Origin of the sequence: Microbispora sp. CA-102843 (assembly GCF_050936215.1) — a bacterium.
GTDB lineage: Bacteria > Actinomycetota > Actinomycetes > Streptosporangiales > Streptosporangiaceae > Microbispora.
This window is the reverse complement of the sequence record NZ_JBNJNF010000001.1, coordinates 8,638,892-8,659,445: the sequence shown is the minus strand read 5'-3', so window position 1 is coordinate 8,659,445 and position 20,554 is coordinate 8,638,892. Positions and strand designations below refer to the sequence as shown.

26 protein-coding genes and 1 tRNA gene are annotated in these 20,554 nt (G+C 70.7%); 19 read left to right on the top strand and 8 right to left on the bottom strand.

Features of this window, described 5'->3' with window-relative positions:
* Window positions 1-8 precede the first annotated feature (8 nt).
* Window positions 9-827, bottom strand: a complete 819-nt coding sequence (locus tag ACQEVJ_RS40145; protein WP_433109913.1) for a class I SAM-dependent methyltransferase — start codon at window positions 825-827, stop codon at window positions 9-11.
* Window positions 824-1,633, bottom strand: coding sequence for an SDR family oxidoreductase (locus tag ACQEVJ_RS40140; RefSeq protein ID WP_433109911.1), 810 nt, complete (start codon window positions 1,631-1,633; stop codon window positions 824-826). Before ACQEVJ_RS40140 ends, ACQEVJ_RS40145 begins: the two co-directional genes overlap by 4 nt.
* Window positions 1,634-1,762: 129 nt before the next feature.
* On the opposite strand from ACQEVJ_RS40140, the gene mshA reads away from it, so the two are divergent.
* The 3 genes from mshA to ACQEVJ_RS40125 are packed head-to-tail and all read left to right on the top strand — an operon-like array spanning window position 1,763 to window position 4,325.
* The gene (mshA, locus tag ACQEVJ_RS40135; protein WP_433109910.1) at window positions 1,763-3,046 is read left to right on the top strand and encodes a D-inositol-3-phosphate glycosyltransferase; all 1,284 of its coding nucleotides are present in this window, start codon (window positions 1,763-1,765) and stop codon (window positions 3,044-3,046) included.
* 10 nt (window positions 3,047-3,056) lie between these two features.
* A complete protein-coding gene (locus ACQEVJ_RS40130; protein ID WP_139580412.1) occupies window positions 3,057-3,542 on the top strand; it encodes a YbjN domain-containing protein in 486 nt (161 codons plus the stop codon).
* A 39-nt stretch (window positions 3,543-3,581) separates the two neighbouring features.
* Window positions 3,582-4,325 carry a phosphoglyceromutase gene (locus tag ACQEVJ_RS40125; RefSeq protein ID WP_433109909.1) on the top strand — a complete coding sequence of 248 codons (744 nt, stop codon included), beginning with the start codon at window positions 3,582-3,584 and terminating at the stop codon, window positions 4,323-4,325.
* A 199-nt stretch (window positions 4,326-4,524) separates the two neighbouring features.
* Here ACQEVJ_RS40125 and phoU read toward each other — a convergent pair whose 3' ends face one another.
* Window positions 4,525-5,184, bottom strand: a complete 660-nt coding sequence (phoU, locus tag ACQEVJ_RS40120) for a phosphate signaling complex protein PhoU (RefSeq protein WP_433109908.1) — start codon at window positions 5,182-5,184, stop codon at window positions 4,525-4,527.
* Window positions 5,185-5,288: 104 nt separating this feature from the next.
* Between phoU and ACQEVJ_RS40115 the strand changes: the two genes are divergently transcribed.
* Window positions 5,289-6,479, top strand: coding sequence for a sensor histidine kinase (locus ACQEVJ_RS40115; RefSeq protein WP_433109907.1), 1,191 nt, complete (start codon window positions 5,289-5,291; stop codon window positions 6,477-6,479).
* Window positions 6,476-7,165, top strand: coding sequence for a response regulator (locus tag ACQEVJ_RS40110; protein ID WP_433109906.1), 690 nt, complete (start codon window positions 6,476-6,478; stop codon window positions 7,163-7,165). Before ACQEVJ_RS40115 ends, ACQEVJ_RS40110 begins: the two co-directional genes overlap by 4 nt.
* 93 nt (window positions 7,166-7,258) lie before the next feature.
* Here the strand turns inward: ACQEVJ_RS40110 and ACQEVJ_RS40105 are convergent, their stop codons facing one another.
* A complete protein-coding gene (locus ACQEVJ_RS40105) occupies window positions 7,259-7,903 on the bottom strand; it encodes a copper chaperone PCu(A)C (protein WP_433109905.1) in 645 nt (214 codons plus the stop codon).
* A gap of 257 nt (window positions 7,904-8,160) precedes the next feature.
* Between ACQEVJ_RS40105 and ACQEVJ_RS40100 the strand changes: the two genes are divergently transcribed.
* The 3 genes from ACQEVJ_RS40100 to ACQEVJ_RS40090 all read left to right on the top strand — a co-directional run bounded on the left by ACQEVJ_RS40100 (window position 8,161) and on the right by ACQEVJ_RS40090 (window position 9,581).
* Entirely contained in the window at window positions 8,161-8,643 is a 483-nt protein-coding gene (locus ACQEVJ_RS40100; protein WP_030510364.1) for a CarD family transcriptional regulator, read from the top strand.
* Window positions 8,644-8,660: 17 nt separating this feature from the next.
* Window positions 8,661-9,119, top strand: coding sequence for a 2-C-methyl-D-erythritol 2,4-cyclodiphosphate synthase (gene ispF, locus ACQEVJ_RS40095; protein ID WP_433109904.1), 459 nt, complete (start codon window positions 8,661-8,663; stop codon window positions 9,117-9,119).
* 192 nt (window positions 9,120-9,311) lie between these two features.
* Window positions 9,312-9,581: a GlsB/YeaQ/YmgE family stress response membrane protein gene (locus ACQEVJ_RS40090; protein WP_357044744.1), complete on the top strand. Its 270-nt coding sequence runs from the start codon at window positions 9,312-9,314 to the stop codon at window positions 9,579-9,581.
* Between the two features lie 174 nt (window positions 9,582-9,755).
* On the opposite strand, the gene ACQEVJ_RS40085 is transcribed toward ACQEVJ_RS40090, so the two are convergent.
* Window positions 9,756-11,270 carry a DUF2637 domain-containing protein gene (locus tag ACQEVJ_RS40085; RefSeq protein WP_433109903.1) on the bottom strand — a complete coding sequence of 505 codons (1,515 nt, stop codon included), beginning with the start codon at window positions 11,268-11,270 and terminating at the stop codon, window positions 9,756-9,758.
* Window positions 11,271-11,721: 451 nt separating this feature from the next.
* Here ACQEVJ_RS40085 and cysS point away from each other — a divergent pair, with 451 nt between their 5' ends.
* The 3 genes from cysS (at window position 11,722) to ACQEVJ_RS40070 (ending at window position 14,221) form a co-directional block, all read left to right on the top strand.
* Window positions 11,722-13,116, top strand: coding sequence for a cysteine--tRNA ligase (gene cysS, locus ACQEVJ_RS40080; RefSeq protein WP_433109902.1), 1,395 nt, complete (start codon window positions 11,722-11,724; stop codon window positions 13,114-13,116).
* 22 nt (window positions 13,117-13,138) lie between these two features.
* Entirely contained in the window at window positions 13,139-14,098 is a 960-nt protein-coding gene (rlmB, locus tag ACQEVJ_RS40075) for a 23S rRNA (guanosine(2251)-2'-O)-methyltransferase RlmB (RefSeq protein ID WP_433109901.1), read from the top strand.
* 50 nt (window positions 14,099-14,148) lie between these two features.
* A tRNA-Thr gene (locus ACQEVJ_RS40070) sits at window positions 14,149-14,221 on the top strand.
* A 25-nt stretch (window positions 14,222-14,246) separates the two neighbouring features.
* On the opposite strand, the gene ACQEVJ_RS40065 is transcribed toward ACQEVJ_RS40070, so the two are convergent.
* The 3 genes from ACQEVJ_RS40065 to ACQEVJ_RS40055 form a co-directional block, all read right to left on the bottom strand.
* Window positions 14,247-15,734, bottom strand: coding sequence for a tyrosine-type recombinase/integrase (locus ACQEVJ_RS40065; RefSeq protein WP_433109900.1), 1,488 nt, complete (start codon window positions 15,732-15,734; stop codon window positions 14,247-14,249).
* 36 nt (window positions 15,735-15,770) lie between these two features.
* A complete protein-coding gene (locus ACQEVJ_RS40060; protein WP_433109899.1) occupies window positions 15,771-16,421 on the bottom strand; it encodes a hypothetical protein in 651 nt (216 codons plus the stop codon).
* A 554-nt stretch (window positions 16,422-16,975) separates the two neighbouring features.
* The gene (locus ACQEVJ_RS40055; protein WP_433109898.1) at window positions 16,976-17,410 is read right to left on the bottom strand and encodes a hypothetical protein; all 435 of its coding nucleotides are present in this window, start codon (window positions 17,408-17,410) and stop codon (window positions 16,976-16,978) included.
* A gap of 160 nt (window positions 17,411-17,570) precedes the next feature.
* Here ACQEVJ_RS40055 and ACQEVJ_RS40050 point away from each other — a divergent pair, with 160 nt between their 5' ends.
* The 8 genes from ACQEVJ_RS40050 to ACQEVJ_RS40015 all read left to right on the top strand — a co-directional run bounded on the left by ACQEVJ_RS40050 (window position 17,571) and on the right by ACQEVJ_RS40015 (window position 20,522).
* Entirely contained in the window at window positions 17,571-17,825 is a 255-nt protein-coding gene (locus ACQEVJ_RS40050) for a helix-turn-helix domain-containing protein (protein ID WP_433109897.1), read from the top strand.
* Window positions 17,825-18,133, top strand: coding sequence for a hypothetical protein (locus ACQEVJ_RS40045; protein WP_433109896.1), 309 nt, complete (start codon window positions 17,825-17,827; stop codon window positions 18,131-18,133). The genes ACQEVJ_RS40050 and ACQEVJ_RS40045 overlap by 1 nt, the downstream gene beginning before the upstream one ends.
* Window positions 18,130-18,255: a hypothetical protein gene (locus ACQEVJ_RS40040; RefSeq protein ID WP_433109895.1), complete on the top strand. Its 126-nt coding sequence runs from the start codon at window positions 18,130-18,132 to the stop codon at window positions 18,253-18,255. Before ACQEVJ_RS40045 ends, ACQEVJ_RS40040 begins: the two co-directional genes overlap by 4 nt.
* A 12-nt stretch (window positions 18,256-18,267) precedes the next feature.
* Window positions 18,268-18,474: a hypothetical protein gene (locus ACQEVJ_RS40035; protein WP_433109894.1), complete on the top strand. Its 207-nt coding sequence runs from the start codon at window positions 18,268-18,270 to the stop codon at window positions 18,472-18,474.
* Window positions 18,475-18,564: 90 nt separating this feature from the next.
* Window positions 18,565-19,314: a hypothetical protein gene (locus ACQEVJ_RS40030; RefSeq protein WP_433109893.1), complete on the top strand. Its 750-nt coding sequence runs from the start codon at window positions 18,565-18,567 to the stop codon at window positions 19,312-19,314.
* The gene (locus ACQEVJ_RS40025) at window positions 19,307-19,546 is read left to right on the top strand and encodes a hypothetical protein (RefSeq protein ID WP_433109892.1); all 240 of its coding nucleotides are present in this window, start codon (window positions 19,307-19,309) and stop codon (window positions 19,544-19,546) included. Before ACQEVJ_RS40030 ends, ACQEVJ_RS40025 begins: the two co-directional genes overlap by 8 nt.
* The gene (locus ACQEVJ_RS40020; protein WP_433109891.1) at window positions 19,543-20,238 is read left to right on the top strand and encodes a hypothetical protein; all 696 of its coding nucleotides are present in this window, start codon (window positions 19,543-19,545) and stop codon (window positions 20,236-20,238) included. Before ACQEVJ_RS40025 ends, ACQEVJ_RS40020 begins: the two co-directional genes overlap by 4 nt.
* A complete protein-coding gene (locus tag ACQEVJ_RS40015) occupies window positions 20,229-20,522 on the top strand; it encodes a hypothetical protein (RefSeq protein ID WP_433109890.1) in 294 nt (97 codons plus the stop codon). The genes ACQEVJ_RS40020 and ACQEVJ_RS40015 overlap by 10 nt, the downstream gene beginning before the upstream one ends.
* Window positions 20,523-20,554: the final 32 nt, after the last annotated feature.

The window sequence follows — 20,554 nt, the reverse complement described above, 5'->3', positions numbered from 1 at the left end:
GGACGTTATCAACCGCCGGGGGAGACGCTGCTCCAGGGCAGGGTCAGCTCGCCGAGCCGCCAGCGGCCGGGGCCGCCGGTCGGCGGGGTCGCCTCCACCGGCCAGTCCCGCGCCAACAGCTCGGCCGCCCTGATCCAGCGCTGCCGCGTGCCGTACGCGCCGAAGGAGGCGCAGGTCGCCCAGGCGCGGTCCCAGTCCGCCAGGAACGCGTGGATCCGCTCGCCCGGGACGTTGCGGTGGATCAGCGTCTTGGGCAGGCGTTCGGCCAGGTCGGATGGGCGATCGAAACCGGTGAACCGGGCCGCGAAGGTGAGCGTGCGCGGCCCCTCGGCGCCGAGCGCCACCCAGGTCGCCCGGTGGCCGACCTCCGAGCAGGTGCCCTCGACGAGCACGCCCGAGCGGTGCAGGCCGGCCCGCAGCCGGTCCCAGTGCTCCCACGCCTCGGCCTCGCCGTACTGCCGCAGCACGTTGAAGGCGCGCACGATCATCGGCGGGCGGGGGACCGGCAGCTCGAAGCCGCCCCTGACGAACGACAGCCCCTCCCGCTCGTACGGCTTGGCCGCCGCGACCCGCTCGGGGGCGATCTCCACGCCCACCACCTCGACCGTGGGGCGGATCCGGCGCAGCCGCGTGAACAGCTCGGTCGTCGTGGTGTGGGACGCGCCGTAGCCGAGGTCAACCACCAGCGGCGCCGCCCCCGCGCGGGCCGAGCGCAGCAGCGGGCCGTACACGGCGGCGATCCAGCGGTCGCAGCGGCGCAGCCGGTTGTGCCCGGTGGTGCCCCGCGTGACCGTCCCCACGGGACGGCCGGGCCGGACCGGCCTCATGTCCCCGGCGCGACCCGGTGCACCTTGTGCTGGGCGGCCTGCGCGCGGGGCCGGACGACCAGCCTGTCGATGTTCACGTGCGACGGGCGGGTCACGGCGAAGGCGATCACGTCGGCGACGTCGTCCGCGCTCAGCGGGTCGGGGACGCCCTCGTACACCTTGGCGGCCCGCTCGGCGTCGCCGCGGAAGCGGGTCAGGGCGAACTCCTCGGTCCTCACCATGCCCGGCGCGATCTCGACGACGCGCACCGGGTCGCCGCACAGCTCCAGACGGAGGGTCTCGGTCATCGAGGTCTGGGCGTGCTTGGCCGCGCAGTAGCCGCCGCCCCCCTCGTACGACACCAGCCCGGCCGTCGAGGTGAGCATCACCAGCACGCCGTCCCCCGACTCGATGAGCTTCGGCAGCAGGGCCCTGGTCATGCGCAGGGACCCGAGCACGTTCACGTCGTACATCCGCTGCCAGTCGTCCACCCGGCCCTCGGCCACCGGCTCGAGCCCGAACGCGCCGCCCGCGTTGTTCACCAGGACGTCGCAGCGGTCCAGCGAGGCGGCCAGCGCGTCCACCGACGCCTGGTCGGTCACGTCCAGCGTCACCGGGCGCACGCCGGGCACCTCGGCCGCCAGCTCGTCGAGCCGGTCCCGGCGTCGCGCCGCCGCCACGACCCGGTATCCCTCCGCGGCGAGCCGGCGGGCCGTCGCCTCGCCGATGCCGCTGCTCGCGCCGGTCACCACCGCGGTCCTGGTCCTCGCAGGATCGGTTCCTGCGGGATCGGTTCCTGCGGGATCGGTCACTGCGGGATTGGTCATCGTCACCGCCATCGTCCTTCCACACTGCCCGGTCGGCAGGCGACATCCTCTCAGGCCCCCCGGTGCTGACCGATGTCGGGGAATCCAGTGATGATTTTGGTGGTTATAACGCTTTCGGAGGTGGTTCGGGTGTCGGTGTTACGGCGTCGGGTCAACCGCGTCGCGACCATCAGCGTGCACACATCCCCGCTGGACCAGCCGGGCACCGGGGACGCGGGTGGCATGAACGTCTACATTCTCGAGGTCGCCAAGCGCCTCGCGGCGCTGGGCATCGAGGTGGAGATCTTCACCCGCCGCACCGCCCGTGACCTGCCTCCGGTCGCCGAGATGAGTCCGGGCGTGCTCGTGCGCCACGTCACAGCGGGGCCGTACGAGGAGCTCGACCGCGCCGACCTCCCCGGGCAGCTGTGCGGCTTCCTGTCCGGCGTCCTGCGCACCGAGGCGATGTACGACCCCGGCAGGTACGACGTGATCCACTCCCACTACTGGCTGTCGGGCCAGGTGGGCTGGCTGGCCAAGGAGCGCTGGGGCGTGCCGCTCGTGCACACCATGCACACCATGGCCAAGGTGAAGAACGCGTTGCTCGCCGAGGGCGACAAGCCCGAGCCGGCGATGCGCGTGCTCGGCGAGGAGCAGGTCGTGGAGGTCGCCGACCGCCTGGTCGCCAACACCGCCGCCGAGGCCGAGGAGCTGATCGGCCTGTACGGCGCGCCGCGCGAGCGGGTGGCGGTCGTCAACCCCGGCGTGAACCTCGCCGTCTTCCAGCCCGCGTCCAAGGGCGCCGCGCGCCAGCGCCTCGGCCTGCCGCAGGACGCCCACGTGCTGCTGTTCGTGGGCCGCATCCAGCCGCTCAAGGCCCCCGACGTGCTGCTCAAGGCCGCCGCCCGGATGCTCGTGGAGGACCCTTCGCTCCGGTCGCGGCTCGTCGTGGCCTGCGTGGGCGGGCCCAGCGGCAACGGCCTCGCCCATCCCTCCCTGCTCAGCGACCTCGCGGCCGAGCTGGGCATCGCCGACGTCGTACGGCTCGCGCCGCCCTCGCCGCAGCCGGAGCTGGCCGACTGGTATCGGGCCGCCGACGTGACCGTGGTGCCCTCGTACAACGAGTCGTTCGGGCTGGTCGCGCTGGAGTCGCAGGCGTGCGGCACCCCGGTCGTCGCGGCGGCGGTCGGCGGCCTGCGCACGGCCGTCAAGGACGGGATGTCCGGCGTGCTGGTGGCGGGGCACGACCCGCACGACTGGGCGCGCGAGCTCGCCCAGCTGGCCCGGCATCCGGACCGGCTCGGCGAGCTGGCCGCCAACGCCGTGGAGCACGCCACGGGCTTCGGCTGGTCGGCGACCGCCGCCCGGCTGGCCGACGTGTACGCCGGCGCCATGGCCCAGCTCCACCGGAGCCCCATCGCGGTCAACTCGTAGGGTGGTCCCTATGAGACCGGATCTGGAAGCCGTCATCGCGTCGGCGCTGGAGTCCGCCGAGCTGTCCTACGAGCGGCCGAAGCCGGGCGCGTTCCTGGTCCGGCTGCCGGGCCAGCACAAGCTCGCCACGCTGACCTGGCTCGTCATCGGCGACCAGGCGCTCAACATCGAGGCGTTCTTCTGCCGGCAGCCCGACGAGAACCACGCCGAGTTCTACCGCTGGCTGCTCCACAAGAACGGCTCGATGTACGGCGTCCACTTCGCCGTCGACGCAACGGGCGACGTGCACCTGGTCGGCCGGCTGCCGCTGGACGCGGTGACCGAGGAGGAGATCGACCGGGTCCTCGGCTGCGTCCTCACCTACTCGGACGAGTCGTTCGACCGGGCCCTTGAGCTGGGCTTCGCGACGTCCATCAGGCGCGAGTGGGAGTGGCGGGTCAAGCGCGGCGAGTCGCTGGCCAACCTCAGGGCCTTCGCCCGGGTGGTCGAGTCCTGACCAACGGGACGTCTGCCGCACGCCGATAGGATTGGCCGCATGGCGACTTTGGTGCTGCTGCGGCACGGCGAGAGCGAATGGAATGTCAAAGGCCTGTTCACCGGCTGGGTGGACGTCACCCTCTCGCCGACCGGCGAGGAGGAGGCACGGCGCGGCGGGCAGCTGCTCCTGGAGGCCGGCATCCGGCCCGACGTGGTGCACACCTCGGTGCTCACCCGGGCCATCAAGACCGCCAACATCGCGCTTGAGGCGGCCGACCTGCTGTGGCTCCCGGTCAAGCGCTCCTGGCGGCTGAACGAGCGCCACTACGGTGCGCTCCAGGGCAAGGACAAGGCCCAGACCCGCGCCGAGTTCGGCGACGAGCAGTTCATGCTGTGGCGCCGGTCCTACGACGTGCCGCCGCCCCCGATCGCCGACGACGACGAGTACTCCCAGCTCGGCGACGGCCGCTACTCCCTGCTGCCCTCGGAGCTGGTGCCGCGCACGGAGTGCCTCAAGGACGTCGTCGTGCGCATGCTGCCGTACTGGTACGACGCGATCGTCCCCGACCTGGCGGCCGGTCGCGACGTGCTGGTGGTGGCGCACGGCAACTCCCTGCGCGCGCTGGTCAAGCACCTGGAGGGCATCAGCGACGCCGAAATCGCGGGCCTGAACATCCCCACCGGCATCCCGCTGCGCTACGAGCTGGACGCCGACTTCCGCCCGGTCGGCAAGGGCGAGTACCTCGACCCCGAGGCCGCCAAGGCCGCCATCGAGGCCGTCGCCAACCAGGGCAAGAAGTAACCCTCACGCCTCTCACGAAGGCCGCGTCCCACAGCGAGGGGCGCGGCCTTCGGCCATGTGTAGACGACCGGCTTCTTCGTGCCGGAAGGCTCGGGTTTGTGTGCGCCCCGAGCCGCCCGAGCGGAGCGGGCGCAGTCAAACGCAGAAAGCCCCGGCCCCCCGAGGACCGGGGCTTTCGCGCCCCCCGTACGCCGCCGCGTCAGCCGGCGAGGGCGTCCGCGTCGCGCGTACCCGTGACGAGGTACACGACGTCGCGGGCGACGCGTACGGCGTGGTCGGCGTACCGCTCGTAGTAGCGGCCGGCCAGCGTGATGTCGATGGCGGCCTCGATGCCGTGCTCCCAGTCCTTGGAGAGCAGGACGCGGAACAGCCGGCGGTGGCGGCGGTCCATCGCGTCGTCGTCATCCTCCAGTTCCTTGGCGAGGTCGATGTCGCGGGAGGCGATGCAGCTGCCCGCCTTGGTGATCAGGTTCTCGGCGATGGCGCCCATCTCGACGAACGTGTCACGCAGCTCGGCCGGGATGGCGGACTCGGGGTGGCGCATCCGGGCGAGTTTGGCGATGTGCTCGGCGAGATCGCCCATACGCTCCAGGTCGGCGGCCATCCGCAGGGCGGTGATGACGGTACGCAGGTCGACCGCCACCGGCTGCTGCGTGGCCATCAGCTCGTAGATCGAGGCCTCGAGCTCCTGGTGCAGCCGGTCGACCTCGGCGTCCTGGGAGATGACGCTCTCCGCCAGCTGCAGATCGGCGTCGAGCAGGGCGGTCGTCCCTCTCGACATGGCCGACCGCACCAGGCGGGTCATCTCCACCAGGCGGTCGGTCAGGGCCGCAAGCTCTTCGTGATAGGCGTCGCGCATGGCCGCCACGCTACGCGCGGATCTATGAACGAATCCCGACCGCCGGATGAACTTTTCCGGAAACAGGGGCGTCGTGCCAGGTAGGACAGGTGGAAGAACCAGAAATGCCACCTAGGCTGCTGAATGTGAACGAGTTGCTGGCGAGCCTGGCGGCGATGGGCGGATTTGTCCTTGGCTCCTTCGTCATGCTCGCGATCCGACGGCAGGCGGACAAGCCCCGCACACCGGAACCGGTGGACGACGGCCTGCCTCCGGGGGTGGCGTCGGTGCTCGCCGTGCTGCCCTCCTCGGCGGTCGTCCTCGACCGCGAGGACCGGGTGCTCCGCGCCAGCTCGGCCGCGCGCGCCTTCGGCCTCGTACGCGGGGAGTCCCTCATGGCCGCCGAACTGCTCGCGCTGGCCAGGAAGGTCCGCAGGGACGGCGAGATCCGCGAGAGCGAGATTGAGACCGCCGGCCGCAAGTTCGGGCAGGAGTCCACGTCGTTCGCGGTGCGGGTGGCTCCGCTCGGTTCCCACGGACAGGTGCTCGTGCTCGCCGAGGACCAGACCGAGCGGCAGCGGGTCGAGGCGGTGCGCAGGGACTTCGTCGCGAACGTCAGCCACGAGCTCAAGACGCCGGTCGGCGCGCTGAGCCTGCTCGCCGAGACCGTCCAGGACGCGGCCGACGACCCCGAGGCCGTGAAGCGGTTCGCCGGCCGGATGCAGCACGAGGCCGCCCGCCTGACCTATCTGGTGCAGGACCTGATCACGCTGTCGCGGATCCAGGGCGGCGAGCCCATCCCGGCGCCCGAGCAGGTGCCCGTGGACGAGACCGTCCACGAGGCCATCGACCGGTGCAACACGAAGGCCTCGGCGAAGGACATCACGCTCGTCGCGGGCGGCACCGAGGGCCTCAAGGTCTGGGGCGACGAGGAGCTTCTCGTCACCGCGCTGCGCAACCTCATCGACAACGCCGTCGCCTACAGCCCCGAGCACACCCGCGTCGTGATCAGTGCCAGGCCGGCGGGGAACGCCGTCGAGGTGAGCGTGAGCGACCAGGGCATCGGCATCCCGGAAAGCGCGCAGGAGCGCATCTTCGAGCGGTTCTTCCGCGTCGACGCGGCCAGGTCCCGGGCTACCGGCGGCACCGGGCTCGGCCTCGCGATAGTCAAACACGTGGCCGTCGCCCACGGCGGCGAGGTCGCGGTGTGGAGCAAAGAGGGCTCCGGTTCGACCTTCACTCTTCGCCTTCCCGCGTTCGGCGGTCAGGCGGTCCCCGTACCAAGCACGACCATCCCCCAGGAGGCCGTTAAGTGACTCGGGTACTCGTCGTCGAGGACGAGGAGTCGTTCTCGGACGCCTTGTCATACATGCTCAGGAAAGAGGGGTTCGAGGTCGCGGTGGCGACCACCGGCCCCGAGGCGCTGGACACGTTCGATCGCAACGGCGCCGACCTCGTCCTGCTCGACCTGATGCTCCCGGGCCTGCCCGGAACCGAGGTGTGCCGCTCGCTCAGGCAGCGTTCCAAGGTGCCGGTGATCATGCTGACCGCGAAGGACAGCGAGATCGACAAGGTCGTCGGCCTGGAGCTGGGTGCCGACGACTACGTGACCAAGCCGTTCTCGTCCCGCGAGCTGGTGGCGCGCATCCGCGCGGTGCTGCGCAGGCAGGGTGACATCGAGGAGGTGGAGTCGGCCGTCCTGACCGGGGGACCGGTTCGCATGGACGTCGACCGGCACATCGTGGCCGTGCGCGGCCAGCAGGTGCAGCTCCCGCTGAAGGAGTTCGAGCTGCTCGAGGTGCTGCTGCGCAACGCCGGGCGGGTGCTGACCCGCGGCCAGCTCATCGACCGGGTCTGGGGCGCCGACTACGTGGGCGACACCAAGACGCTCGACGTGCATGTGAAGCGGCTGCGGGCCAAGGTCGAGGCCGACCCGTCCAACCCCCGCTGCATCCTCACCGTGCGCGGCCTCGGCTACAAGTTCGACCCCGCCGACGAGTGAGCCCGTACGGGCTCGTACGGCTCGCGCGGCCCGTCCGCACGGAAAGGAGCCCCTGTCCGGCCGGACAGGGGCTCCTGCGCGTCTACGCGGCCGCTAGTGGGTGTTCGCGGCGGGCGACTCGGAGGGAGTGGCCTCGCCGGTCTCCGGAGTCGCGGTGTCCGACGGCGCCGGGCTCTCGGTGGCGACCGTCGAGGCCGGGGCCGTCGGCGCGGGCGGCAGCGTCGCGAACTCGCGGCTGCGTGCGACGACCGGCACGGTGAGCGCGACGTCACCGGCGTTCTTGAACTGCAGCGTGAGCTTGATGCTCTCGCCGCCGCGCAGCGCCGTCTTCAGGCCCTCGACCGTGACCCCGGAGGTGTTGGCGAGCGTGCCCGGCTGGAGGTCGATGGGGCTCTGCACCTTGACCGAGGTCGCCTTCTGCTCCTCGGGGACGATGCTGGTGAGCTGGTCGGCGGTCCCCGTGCTGTTCAGGAGAGTCAGGTAGAGCGGCGCCGATCCACCGGCGGCGAGCTCCTGGCCGGAGTCCGGCCCGAGGATGAACGCCTGCGGGATCATGACGCCGTTCTTGCCATAGGCCTTGCCGGCGCCGTCGCCGTCATAGAGGACACCCGCCTCGTTCGGGGCGTACGGCACATTGGTGTTGGCGTCGAAACCGGCGCCACACGCGGCCAGCGCAGGGATGGCGGCGGCGAGGAGCGCGGCAACGGCGATCGCCCTGCGACGGCTGCTGCTGGTCACGGTTCGAGGTCTCCTTGGTACGCACGTGTATGGGCAGCAATCACCTTATCCGCGCCGGTCACCGGTCCGTCGCCGACTCCCGGTCCACAGGCCGCAGCAGCGCAGGTCACCTGGTATGTCCTCTATGCCGATTCACAGAGTGAGTGGCTTGTCAAGCCCCAAAACGAGGCTTTGACCTGCAGTTATGTTCCTTTCACTGTTCCGGGAGGCGGTAACCGCGTGGTACCCTGGAGTACAGCGGAAGGGGTACTCGTCACATGACTTTCCAGGTCGGCGACACTGTCGTCTACCCCCACCATGGGGCTGCTCGGATCGAGGCCATCACGACCCGAACCATCAAGGGTGAGGAAAAGACCTACCTGGTGCTGAAGGTCGACAAGGGCGACCTGACCGTACAGGTACCAGCGGAAAATGCCGAGCTCGTCGGTGTGCGCGACGTCGTCGGCCAAGAGGGACTCGAGCGGGTGTTCGACGTGCTGCGCATGCCGCACACGGAGGAGCCCACCAACTGGTCCCGCCGCTACAAGGCCAACCTTGAGAAGCTGGCGTCGGGGGACGTCAACAAGGTGGCCGAGGTGGTGCGCGACCTGTGGCGGCGCGACAAGGAGCGCGGCCTGTCCGCCGGTGAGAAGCGCATGCTCGCGAAGGCACGCCAGATCCTCGTCAGCGAGCTCGCGCTGGCCGAGAAGACCAACGAGGACAAGGCGGAGGCCCTGCTCGACGAGGTGCTGAACTCCTGAACATCACATCGCCAAGGGTGGGCGTCGGGGTCGATGTCCACCCTTTCGCGTCTGGTAGGGAGCTCCACCTCGCCGGACTGTTCTGGCCGGGCGAGACCGGGCTGGCCGGCCACTCCGACGGCGACGCGGCGGCGCATGCCTGCTGTGATGCGCTGCTGTCGGCGGCCGGGCTCGGAGATGTGGGCGCACTCTTCGGCACCTCCGACCCCCGCTGGGCGGGCGCCGCGGGCGTGACCCTCCTGGAGGAGGCGGCCCGCCAGGTGCGGGCGTCCGGATTCGAGATCGGCAACCTGGCCGTTCAGATCATCGGGAACCGGCCGAAGGTCGCACCTCGCCGTGCGGAGGCGGAGAAGGCCCTCGGGGCCGCCGCCGGGGCGCCGGTGAGCGTCAGCGCCACCACGACCGACGGCCTCGGGCTCACCGGTCGCGGCGAGGGCGTGGCGGCCATCGCGACCGCTCTGATCCTTCCGGCGTGAATGTTCCGTTCCAATCGGACATGCCAACCTGAATGAGACCCGGAGCGTCTCACTAACGCGTGGGCGGCGGCTCGAACCAAGGCGCGGAATCGAGCCGCCGTCCTCTTTTTTCTTTCATGGGGCGCATATTTCCCTTCCGTGGGGTAGCCCACAGTCCGAGGATGAAAGGGTCACCCTCATCGGGAGGTCGATATGACAATCGAGTCCATTCTCGGCGCCATCGTCATCGGTGCGGTCATCGGCGCTCTGGGCCGCCTGTTCCTGCCGGGCCGCCAGCCGATCGGCTGGCTGCTGACGATCGTGGTCGGTATCGTCGCCGCGCTCATCGGTACCGCGATCGCCCAGGTCATGGGTGTCGACACGACGCCGGGCATCGACTGGATCGAACTCGTCATGCAGGTCGTACTGGCCGTCGTGGGTGTCGGCATCGTCGCCGGCCTCAAGCGAGGGTCGCGGGTGTAAGGCACTCGCTCGGTAGGGCGGCCCCCGCCCTCACCACATAGCGCGCAGGCCCGTCCGGCTCCCCAGCCGGGCGGGCCTGCGCGCTGTGCGGCCCGGAGAATCGGCCCGCCCCTCCGCCGGCGAACGCCCGTGGAGCGGGCGGGTCGGCCCCACGGGCGGCTTCCGCGGGCGCTGTCAGGCGGGCGGGCGGGGCGTGCTGCGCATCCGGCCTGACGGAGGCGCCATCGGCACGGTTCCCTCCCCGGTGCCTTCGGCGCCCTCCTCGGCGTTCCCGGCTTCCGGCGCGCCCTGATGGCCGCTTTCCGCGGCGTGCGGCCCGCGCCTTCCCTCCTGCTCGTCCGGGTCGGCGCAGTCCGGCGCGTGGGCGGGATCCGGCACGTCCCTGATCTGGCGGAGCGGCTGGGTGTCGACACCCGCCTCGTCCTCGGGCGGCTCCGGCTCGGCGTCGGCGGGCTCTTCCGGTTTGGGGCGGGGGTGCACGAGGACGTCGCCGGTGTGCGGCCGTACGAGGTCGCCCCAGCGCACGGGACGGTTCCGGCGAGGCCGCGCCGGGCGGTCACCCGTTTCGGCGGGAGAAGGCGCCTCTGGGGCTGCGGCTGGGGCCGGGGCTGGGGCGGGCTGAGCGAGCGTCTCGGCGGCGACGGGCTCCGCGTCGCGGACGTGCTCGTCCGCCGCCGTCTCGACGGCCGGCTCTGTGGTGACGAGCGGCTCTGTGGTGACGAGCGGCTCTGTGGTGACGGGCGGGGTGCGGGGCGCCGCCGTCGGAGGCACGACCGGCAGGACCTCGGGCTCGTCCGGCTCCTGGTCCGGCGTCGTCTCAGACTCGGCCTCGGGGACGGTTTCGGGGATCGCCTCGGGAGGCAGCCGTACACCGTCCTCGTCGGTGTCGGGGGTGACGGCGCGTGGTCCGGCCTCGTCCTCGGCCCGCGGAGGGGTGACGGGCAGCGGCGGGGCGTACTCGGGTGGCGCGACGGTCTCGGAGACCGGGCTGACCGGCAGCGGGGGGACGTAGCCGGGGGGCGCCACGGCCTCGGGAACCGGCTGCAGGGGCGGCGCGCCGTGCTCCTCGGCGATGGCGTGCGCGGGGGCGGGGCGCTCCTGCACGGCCGTCGGATAGGGGGCGGTGACGGCGGCCCGGGGTTCCCGCCCGCCGTCGAAGGGCACCAGGTCGTCGTCGGAGTCGCCGTCGTCGCCGTCGTCGTCCAGGTCGGCCCGGTTGGTGCGCACGTGCTTCAGCAGGAGCAGCAGCAGCCACAGCCCGATGGCGAGCATCACCCAGGGGAGCAGCGCGACGACGAGAGCGCCGGCGTCGGGGTCGAAGGAGACGCCGACGGCGGTCGCGGCGTTCGCGGCGGCGGCCGACGCCAGGAGCACGACCAGGACGAAGCCGGCCTGTAACCGGACCAGGACACGCGCGCCTCGCAGCAACGGCACGCTGACCAGGGCGACGACCAGCAAAATGTCGAACGCCGCGGGATACAGATAGGCGAGCCGTGGCTCGGCGCGCCCGGAGACGGCCAGAGCCCGCAGGTCGTCGAAGGACAGCGCGCAGGCGACTCCGGCGAGCACCGCGAGGGCGGCGCCTGCGAGGCCGATGGCCAGACGGCGCAGCACCAACGGGATTCCGGAGGGGGTGTTTCGGGACGGGCGGGAGGCCGTGCCTGCCGCGCCGGGGGGAGTCACGTCCATGGCGTTTCGAGCCTACAGAATCGGAGTGACGATTGATCGCACCCCCGTGATCACCTGTTTCGTGTCGGAACCGGGGACTCCGCCGGGAACCTCCGGAGCGTTCCGGCCCGGCATGTCCCGGCCCGCTGCGTTCCGGCCTCGCGGCCGGAGCCGCGCGAGCATGCGGGCGTGGGCTTCGAGAGCGCTGCGGCGGTCCCGGCGCGTCTCCGACTGGCGTCCACCTGAGTGGCCGCCTCCGGTCGTCGCGGGCGGCCCGGCGACGCTGCGTGTCCGGCCGGGCCCCGCGTGAGGCGGACGAAGGTCGCGCGGACTGCCGTACGGATCGTTACCGGTTTTGTTTCCGGTTATATCGGGACTTATGTGTCGCAAGTTTCCGTGATCGGCCACACAGAGGCGTTCACGCGCGGCCAAGTAGCCCTGTGCTGCGCCGTCAGGCGTTAGCCTTGCCTTCGTGAGCCTGCACCTCTACGACACCAGCACGCGTACGGTCCGTGAATTCGTACCGGTCGAGCCCGGCCGGGTCTCGATGTACCTGTGTGGTGCGACCGTTCAGGCTCCGCCGCACATCGGGCACATCAGGTCCGGCGTGAACTTCGACGTCCTCCGCCGGTGGCTGATCCGGCAGGGCTACGACGTGACCTTCTGCCGCAACGTCACCGATCTCGACGACAAGATCATCAGGGTCGCCGCCGAGCAGGGCGTTCCCTGGTTCGTCGTGTCCGAGCGCAACCAGCGCGCCTTCACCTGGGCGTACGACCAGCTCGGCTGCCTGCCGCCGACCGTCGAGCCCCGCGCGATGGGCCACGTGCCGGAGATGATCGAGCTGATGCGACGGCTGATCGACAAGGGGCACGCGTACGCGTCGGGCGGCGACGTCTACTTCGACGTGGTCTCCTATGCCGACCGCTACGGCAAGCTCTCCAACCAGAAGCTGGAGAACATGCGGGCGCCCGGCGACACCGACACCGACTCGTTCAAGCACGATCCGCGCGACTTCGCGCTGTGGAAGGGCGCCAAGCCCGGCGAGCCGACCTGGCCGACGCCGTGGGGCCGGGGCCGTCCTGGCTGGCACCTGGAGTGCTCGGCGATGGCGACCAAGTATCTCGGCGGCACCTTCGACATCCACGGCGGCGGGGTCGACCTGATCTTCCCGCACCACGAGAACGAGATCGCCCAGTCGCAGGCGGCGGGCGACGGCTTCGCGCGCTACTGGCTGCACAACGGGCTGCTGACGCTCGGCGGCGAGAAGATGAGCAAGTCGCTCGGCAACTCGCTGCTGATCCCGGAGATGCTGCGCAAGGTGCGCGCGGTCGAGCTGCGCTACTACCTGGTCGCGGCCCACTACCGCTCGCCGATCGACTACTCCGACGAGGCGCTCCAGGAGGCCGCGGCCGGATACCGCCGGATCGAGGGGTTCGTCACCCGCGCCGCCGAGGTGATCCACGACGTGGACGCCGCCGCGCCGCTGCCCCAGGCGTTCGTGGACGCCATGGACGACGACCTGAACGTCTCGCAGGCGCTCGCCGTGATCCACGAGGTCGTCCGCGAGGGCAATGTCGCGCTGGCCCAGGGCAACAAGGAGCAGGTCGCCCGGCTGCTCGCCGAGACGCAGAACATGCTCGACGTGCTCGGCCTCGACCCCAGGTCGGAGCAGTGGCGTACGACCGGCGACTCGGGGCTCCGGGAGGTCGTGGACGCGCTCGTGACCGTGGCGCTGGAGCAGCGGCAGGCCGCGCGTGCCCGCAAGGACTACGCGGCGGCCGACGCGATCCGCGACCAGCTCGCGGCGGCCGGGATCGTGGTGGAGGACACCCCGCAGGGCCCGCGGTGGGAGCTGGCACAGTAGGCGTGGCCCTACGCTAGAGACCATGGCGGGAAGGGCTTCAGGGAAGCCGTCGAAGAAGCAGGGGCCGGCAAAGGGCTCGGGTGGCAAGGTCAGGCGCTCCCTGGAAGGCAAGGGAGCGACGCCGCCCGCGCACATGCGGCACTGGTACAAGGACAAGGCCCGCGCCGAGCGGATCGAGCGCGAGACCCGGGGCGGCGGGGGTTCGGCCTCGCGTGCGGGGAGCCGTACGCGCCGGGAGGACGCCCCGGAGGTCATCGGCGGCCGGAACCCGGTGGTCGAGGCGCTGCGCGCGGGGGTCCCCGCGAACGCGCTGTACGTGGCACAGCGGGTCGAGAACGACGACCGCGTCCGCGAGGCCATCAAGATCGCGGCTGACCGTGGCATCGCCCTGCTGGAGGTCAGCAGGGACAAGCTCGACCGGCTGACCGAGAGCACCGTCCACCAGGGCATCGGCCTGCAGGTCCCGCCGTACGACTACGCGCACCCCGAGCAGCTCGTGGAGCGGGCCAGGGACGCCGCCGAAGTGCCGTTGATCGTCGCCTTGGACGGCGTGACCGACCCGCGCAACCTCGGCGCCATCGCGCGCTCGGCGACCGCCTTCGGCGCGCACGGGCTGCTCGTCCCGTCCCGCCGTTCTGCGGGCGTCACCGCCGGCGCCTGGAAAACCTCCGCCGGCACTCTCGCGACCCTCCCCGTCGCCCGCGCGTCGAACCTCACTCAGACCCTCCAGGCGTACCGGGAAGAGGGCCTGTTCGTGGTCGGCCTCGACGGCACCGCCACGGTGGACATCGCCGACGTCGAACTCGTGAGCGAAGCGCTCGTCGTGGTCGTCGGTTCGGAGGGCAAGGGCCTGTCCCGCCTGGTGAGGGAGGCGTGCGACCAGATCGCCCGCATCCCCATGAACGCCGCCGCCGAGTCGCTGAACGCCGGTGTGGCCGCCGGGATCGCCCTCTACGAGGTCGCCCGCCACCGTCGCCGGTGATTTCACCGTGACGGTACGGCTCTCGGCCCACTAAACTCGTCTGGTAGCAGGCCGCCTTAGCTCAATCGGCAGAGCATCTGTCTTGTAAACAGAAGGTCTGGGGTTCGATTCCCCAAGGCGGCTCGCAGGTCAGAGCCCTATTCCGGGGTCATCCGGATAGGGCTCTGACGTTGTTTGCGACATTTTTGCGCCAAAAATCTTCGTGGGCCGTCCGGCGGTACGGCTCAAGCATCGCGTCCAGGAGCGGTACCGGTGAGTGCGGGCACAGTGCCGCGCGCTCCCGAAGCGACGCCTTCCACAGCTCCTGCAGCCCGGCACGGAGCGCCTCCCGGGCCTGGGGCGAGACGTGCTTGTAGACGCCGCGGATGTCCCGGATCTTGTGGCCCATCCGCTCGACCTTCAACGCCTCGCTGAGGTCGAGGTCGTCCATCCACACCTGATGGCCATGCCGAAGCCCGTGCGGAGTGAGGTCCTCGAGCACCGGGGTCCAGGAGGCGAGGTGCACCACCTCCGGGCTGTACACGCGGATACCGCGGCCGCGCGGGATCACGAACGGCACCCCGGGCTCGGCCATCGGCCACGGCGGGACCGGCAGGCCCGGCCATCCGCCGGCGACGTCGACCAGGACCGGCCGGGCCGGCCGCGGCCGTTTCCCCTCCATGGCCGGGAACCGGCCGTGCGCGGCCGGGTAGAAGACCCGGTCGCGGTAGTTCGACGCCCGGTGATGCCCACCGTCCGGGCCGAGGAAGACGTGCGGCTGGCCGCCCGGGCACGGCTCCTCCTTCCGGTTCACCTGCCGGGGGACGCACCGGCAGCGGGCGCCGTCGCGGCGCATGCGGAGGTCGGCCAGGAGCTCGGCGAGGAACGCCGGCAGGTCCAGGGTGCGACGCGAGCCGTACTTGGGCGGCTGCAGGTAGAACAGGCCGTCCTCGACCAGTTGCCACTGCACGCGCAGCGTGCCGAGTTGCACGTGCTCCCACAGCAGGCCCTGGAGTTCGGCCCACCGCATGCCGGTGTAGCCCGCGGTGACGTTCATGATGAAGTCGTCGTCGCGGCCGGACAGCAGCGCGGCCCGCTCGGCGTGCAGGAGGACCTGCAGCGGTGTGGGCCACACCTTCTCCTCGGTCTCCTCGGCGGCCGCGGACCGGCCGCGCCGGCGCGGCCGCAGGGCCGGGTTCGACTGGATCAGGCCCTGGGCCAGGGCATCGCCGAGGATCGTCACCAGCCGTGCTCGCGCGCCGGTGACTGTGTTCCTCGCGTAGCCCTCGTTCCGCATCTCCTGCTCCCAGGTGGCCACGTCGACCGGGGTGATGTCCTTCAGCGCGGTCTTGCCGAACCGGGGGAGGATGTGCACCTCCAGCATGTAGAGGTAGTTGTTCCTCGTCCTGATTGCGAGGCCTGCACCGTAGGCGGGCCACCACTTGGCGACCCACTCCTCCAGGCTGATCGCGCCAGCGCGAGGGTCCACCCATCGGCCGCGCCGCACGTCGGCCTCTTGCGCCTCGCCCCACTTCTTGGCGGCGCGCTCGGTGGGGAACTTGTTGCCGTGCTCGTCGCGGGAGGAGGTGCCGTAGGTGCCGTCGGCCCGCTTGTGCTTCACGTACCAGGTGGTGCCGCGCTTGTAGGTCGATGCCATCGGGTCCTCTGGGTGTTCGTCAACCAGCCTCGCTGGTCACCGGGAGCGAACGGATCGTTCCATACCATCGCCCCGCATGACGGGCGATCGCGTAGATGGCTGGCGCCCGTGGCCGTCCATGCCGTTATGGTCGCCGCTGCGCACGGGCGGGGACTGCGGTCCGGGGTCGAGGATGACGACCACCGGCGTCTGCCTGGGCGTGGCCGACGGCCGCCCTGAAGGAGCGGGAACTGCTCGACGAGTCGCACGAGGCGTGGGCCTGGCGACTCTGGACATGGGCTGGCGCGTCGCGGGCCTCGGCCGGGCCGTCTGCAGCGTTTCCTCCGCGACTGAATCCAGCATGGGGCGGTCGACGGCAGGCTCGTCCCGAATGATCGCTGACGTCTGTGGTGGTGTGACGGTTACGGCCAGCTCGACACCGCCGGTGATGGCGATAATTGCGGCGCCGGCCGCCGCGGCGATCGGATTCCCGCGCAGGGTCTTCCGGAAGGTGTCGAAGAGCATGGGGATCCCGGGAACCAAGGTCAGGGCTTCGACCCGGTAGTCCTTGATCTTCGCGATAATGCTGCGGTCGGCCTCGAGCGAAGCGACGATGACGGGGACGTTTCCAGTGTCGGCCTCGTAGGCGACCGCGGAGATCTCCTCGCCGAGGTCTTGCCGGCGGAATCGCCACATTTCAGCGGTCATGCCGCATCCTCCAGAACCACATCGCGTATGCGTCTCCAGGTGCGGCTTTCGCTTATGGGGTCCGCGTGACCGTTGGGGTTGATCGCGACGCGGACGGCCTTGCCGTGGACCTGAAGTTGGATGACGTGCTGAGTCCCTCGCGGGGAGCGGAGTGCACAGACGAGCTCCGCGGGTGGGGCGTCTGAAGGGGAAGGCGCTGCCCCTGAAAGTTGGGCTATGACGGTTCGGTTCGCCTCGACGAGCGTGAGGGCGTGCCCGAGTTGGTTGGCCAGGGTGTCGCAGTCGCTGCGGACCAAGAGCTGTCGTACCTGATCTTTGATGCGCTCCAGGGGATCGAGGGTGGACGGGGAATGTGAGTGGGACGTCACTGTCCGCCTCCTGCTGGTCAGGCAGCGATGTGTGGTCCCTGGGCATGGGGGCTTGCAGTGTTACTTACGGGAAGCCCGCCCCTCCAGTAGGGAGACCCCTACTCTCACGGAAAGTAACGGGTTTGTGATCTAAATTGTGGCCTTTATCCCGATTTGACTAGGTCCCTTACTGCAGATTTCCGTCGATCACGCAGTATTTCTGCGCTCATCATTCGTGTTGTCCGCATCACGCTTAGTAGCCAAACGTTGGACTTCCTCGCGAAGCAATGCGAGCTCCCGACTCTGCGCCTCAAGTAGGTCCTTGATCGCCTGCAGAGCCGTACGCTCCGCCTCGCTCGCGTTCTCCGGGATCTGGATGGACGTCGGGCTGGCGGCTGGCGGCGTCTTGATTTCTCCTGATTGCAGGAATTGATCAATCGTCCCTCGGGGCCACTCCAGGGCCGTCTCCAGGCTGGACTTGGCCAGGTCTGTCAGAGGGCCCTCGTTGCCGCGGATGCGGGCCAGGTGTGCGATGGATATGCCGGCCCGTTGGGCCACCTGGTTCCACTTGAGCCGCAGTTCCACGCGCCGATCGTTCATGGCGGTGCTTAGGCGACTTCGAGCCTGGTCGTCGGGCGTCATGACCCGGACCTCCATGGAGTCGTCTAGATCGCTCGTCAACTCACATTAGCTCATACGTCTTCTCCTGCCTAGCTGCAAGTTCTCAAGAGAACTCATGAGGTCGGCGAGCCATGAGATGTTTTCCTTGACTATGAGAAGCAATGAGAACTAATGTCGCCTCATGGCTAAGCAAGCACTGAGCCTGCCGTTCGACGGCGAGCGGCTCCGCAGACACCGCGAGCTAAGCGGCCTCTTCCAGGCCGACCTCGCGAGGCGCTGCAGCGTGGACCAGTCGCGGATCAGCCAGCTTGAGAACGGCGACGGCAAGCCCTCCCCTCCGCTCCTGCGGGCGCTGGCCCGCGCGCTGAACATCTCGACTGCCGACCTGCTGCGACCGGACGAGGGAAACGCCGGGCCCGAGACGGGTGGTGAGTGATGGCGATCCCCGCCCTCTACGACATCGAAGAGACCGCCCGTTTGACGAGGCGGTCGAAGTCCTGGCTGTACCACCAGGCCGGCGTCACGATCCCGGTCACCCAGAGCACGCCCGGCGGGCGCCTGTTCTGGACCGAGGAGCAGATCACCGAAATCATCCGCGGCTTCGCGGTCGCCCCGAAAGCGCGTGCCCCCCGCACCTCCACACCTCGGCGTACGAGCGTTCTCGCCCCCGCCCCTGAACTCGGCGCGGGGCTGCAGATACCGCGCGCACGTCCCGAGGCCCGACGCAAGAGGAGGCCGGCGTGATCGCCGTGACCGACCTGATCGTCTCCCTCGCCTTGTCGTGGGAGCACCTGGAGCCCGACCACCCCAGCGAGCGGGCGCGCGAGCTCGTCGAGCGCGAGCGCCGCTCCACCGCCACCACCTGACGGGAGATCACCATGCTCGACCGTGACCAGCGCGCTGACCGCTACCGCGCCCAGACCGGCCGCAACGAACTGACGCCGCGCCAGCGCCGCCGCAGCGACCACAAGGACGGTCACCAGTCCTTGGGTGCGGCAATCGCCCGCGAGGTCAAGAGCGAGGCCCGCGCTGAGCGCCGCGCCCGTCGCGAGGCCCCCCTGGCCGGCCTTCTCCCGACCCGCTGACCCGCTGAAACGCCGAGGTCCTCACCGGGTGCACGGCGAGGACCTCGAAGACCCACCAACAGATCCCGTGAAGAGAGGAGTGGTGGATCAGTGACCACCACCGTACCGGAGCAGGGCGACGCCGCCCAGGCGCCGGACCCCCGCGAGGGGTACATCGAGGGCCTGGAGGCACTCGCCCAGCTGCTGCGCGAGCACCCCGAGGTGCCCCTGCCGTCCGCGGGCAAGGACCCCAACAACTCCATCACGTTGTACCTGTTCGACGAGCCCCTCGCTCACGCCCGGACGCTCATCCCGCACATGACGGGAACGAGCATCGAGGTCGACACGGCGGGCTCCTACTACGGCGTCAACGTCCACGGCACCCTGGCCGGCCTCTCGGTGCGGCTCTATATGAAGGCCGAGGACGTCTGCGAGCGGCGCGTTACCGGTAGGGCCACAAGCCCGGACGACCGCGTGCTGCAAGAGGTCGTCGAATGGCAGCTCCCCGCCGAGCTCCTGGACGCCGTCGCCCAGGCCGACGAGCCCGCGTGCCGTCTCTGCGGCTGCACGGAGAACGAGGGGTGCCCGGGCGGCTGCGTCTGGGTCCCCGACCCCGAGGGGAAGGGCGAGCTCTGCTCGTCGCACTTCATCTCGGCCGAGACTCTCGTCGAGCAGCAGATCGTGCGCTGCGTGGAGTGGAACGACGGCGACCCGGTCCGGATCCTCCGTGTGCAGCTGGTGGCTGGGCCGGACGGCGAGACCTCGGTGCGCTACCAGGATGTCGCCGCCCAGCACCCGGCGTTCGACGTGCTCGTAGACCGGCACCACCTCGTCCTCCCCGCCGGGGGCAGCCGTGGCTGACCAGTCCCTGGCCGATCTGATCCATGAGTCCGGCCTGCCCCTGTCCACACCCGTCGCCGACCTGCCCGGCCTGACGTGGCACGTCACCCGCCCGCTCGCCACCCAACGAGCCACCATGACCCTCGGCCAGCTCGCCGAGCTGACCGACGACGAGATCCGGCTGACCTCGGGCATCGGCGAGCGCCGCCTGGCCAAGCTCAAGGACTCCCTGCGGGAGGCGACCGCAGGATGAAGCGCTCCCCGATGCCCCCTCGCCGCCAGCAGATGTCGCGCGGCAAGTCGCCGGAGCGGAAGGCGCCGATCGGCGCGGGCGACCCGAACAGCGGCCGGAGGGGCGGGAAGGCGAAGGCCTCCCGCCCGGCTGGGCCGTCGACGGCGGTCGTGGCCGCCGTCCGGCGCCGCTCCGGCGGGTTGTGCGAGGTCGGCCTGGAGTGCGGCGGCATCGCCGCGGCGGCCGAGCGGGCGCACCGCATGGCCAAGGGGGCCGGGGGCCCGGGGAGTAAGGGCCGGGCCGCCAGCAACTCGGCGAGCAACCTCCTCGACGCGTGTCGGCGGGATCACGACCGGATCGACCGGGCGAAGGTCACCGACGCGTACGTCTGGGGCTACAAGATCCACCGCCACGGGCTGGCCCGCCCCCACGAAGTCCCTGTCCTGCACGCCGGGTACGGCTGGGTGCTGCTCGACGACCACGGCGGCTGGCGCTCCGCCCCCGCCGAGGCCGTCACCGACACCCTGCTGCCGGTCGTGCAGATCACCCTCGCCGAGTACGAGCACGACGCCGCCGGGGAGCTGATCCGGGCGCTGCACCGGTACGGCCACCTCGACTGCGGCGGCCGGTCCTGGGACCTGGACGAGGTCCTGCGCTGCGCGTGCGGCGCGGCCCCGTTCGTCGTGACTCTCCTGGAGGCGGAATGCCGCTGACCCCGCGCCTGAGAGGTCTGCTTCAGGCGATCGCGACGCACCTGCAGACCTGCGACCGGGCGCCGACTGTGGCCGAGCTCGCGGTCCGCGTCGACCGTTCGCCGGGGGACCTGTACCGGGACCTGCAGGTGCTGCAGGACCTCGGCTACGTCGCCCGCGGCGACGCCAACCGGCGGGCGCTGCGGCTGCTCGTTCCCGTGTTCCAGGCCGTCCCGGTCGTCCGCTGCGAGGTGCACGGCCAGGACATGCCGGCCGATCACACCTGCCCGGCCACCGGCCCCTGACCCTCCCCGTCCCGCTGCTCCTCGGGGGTGAG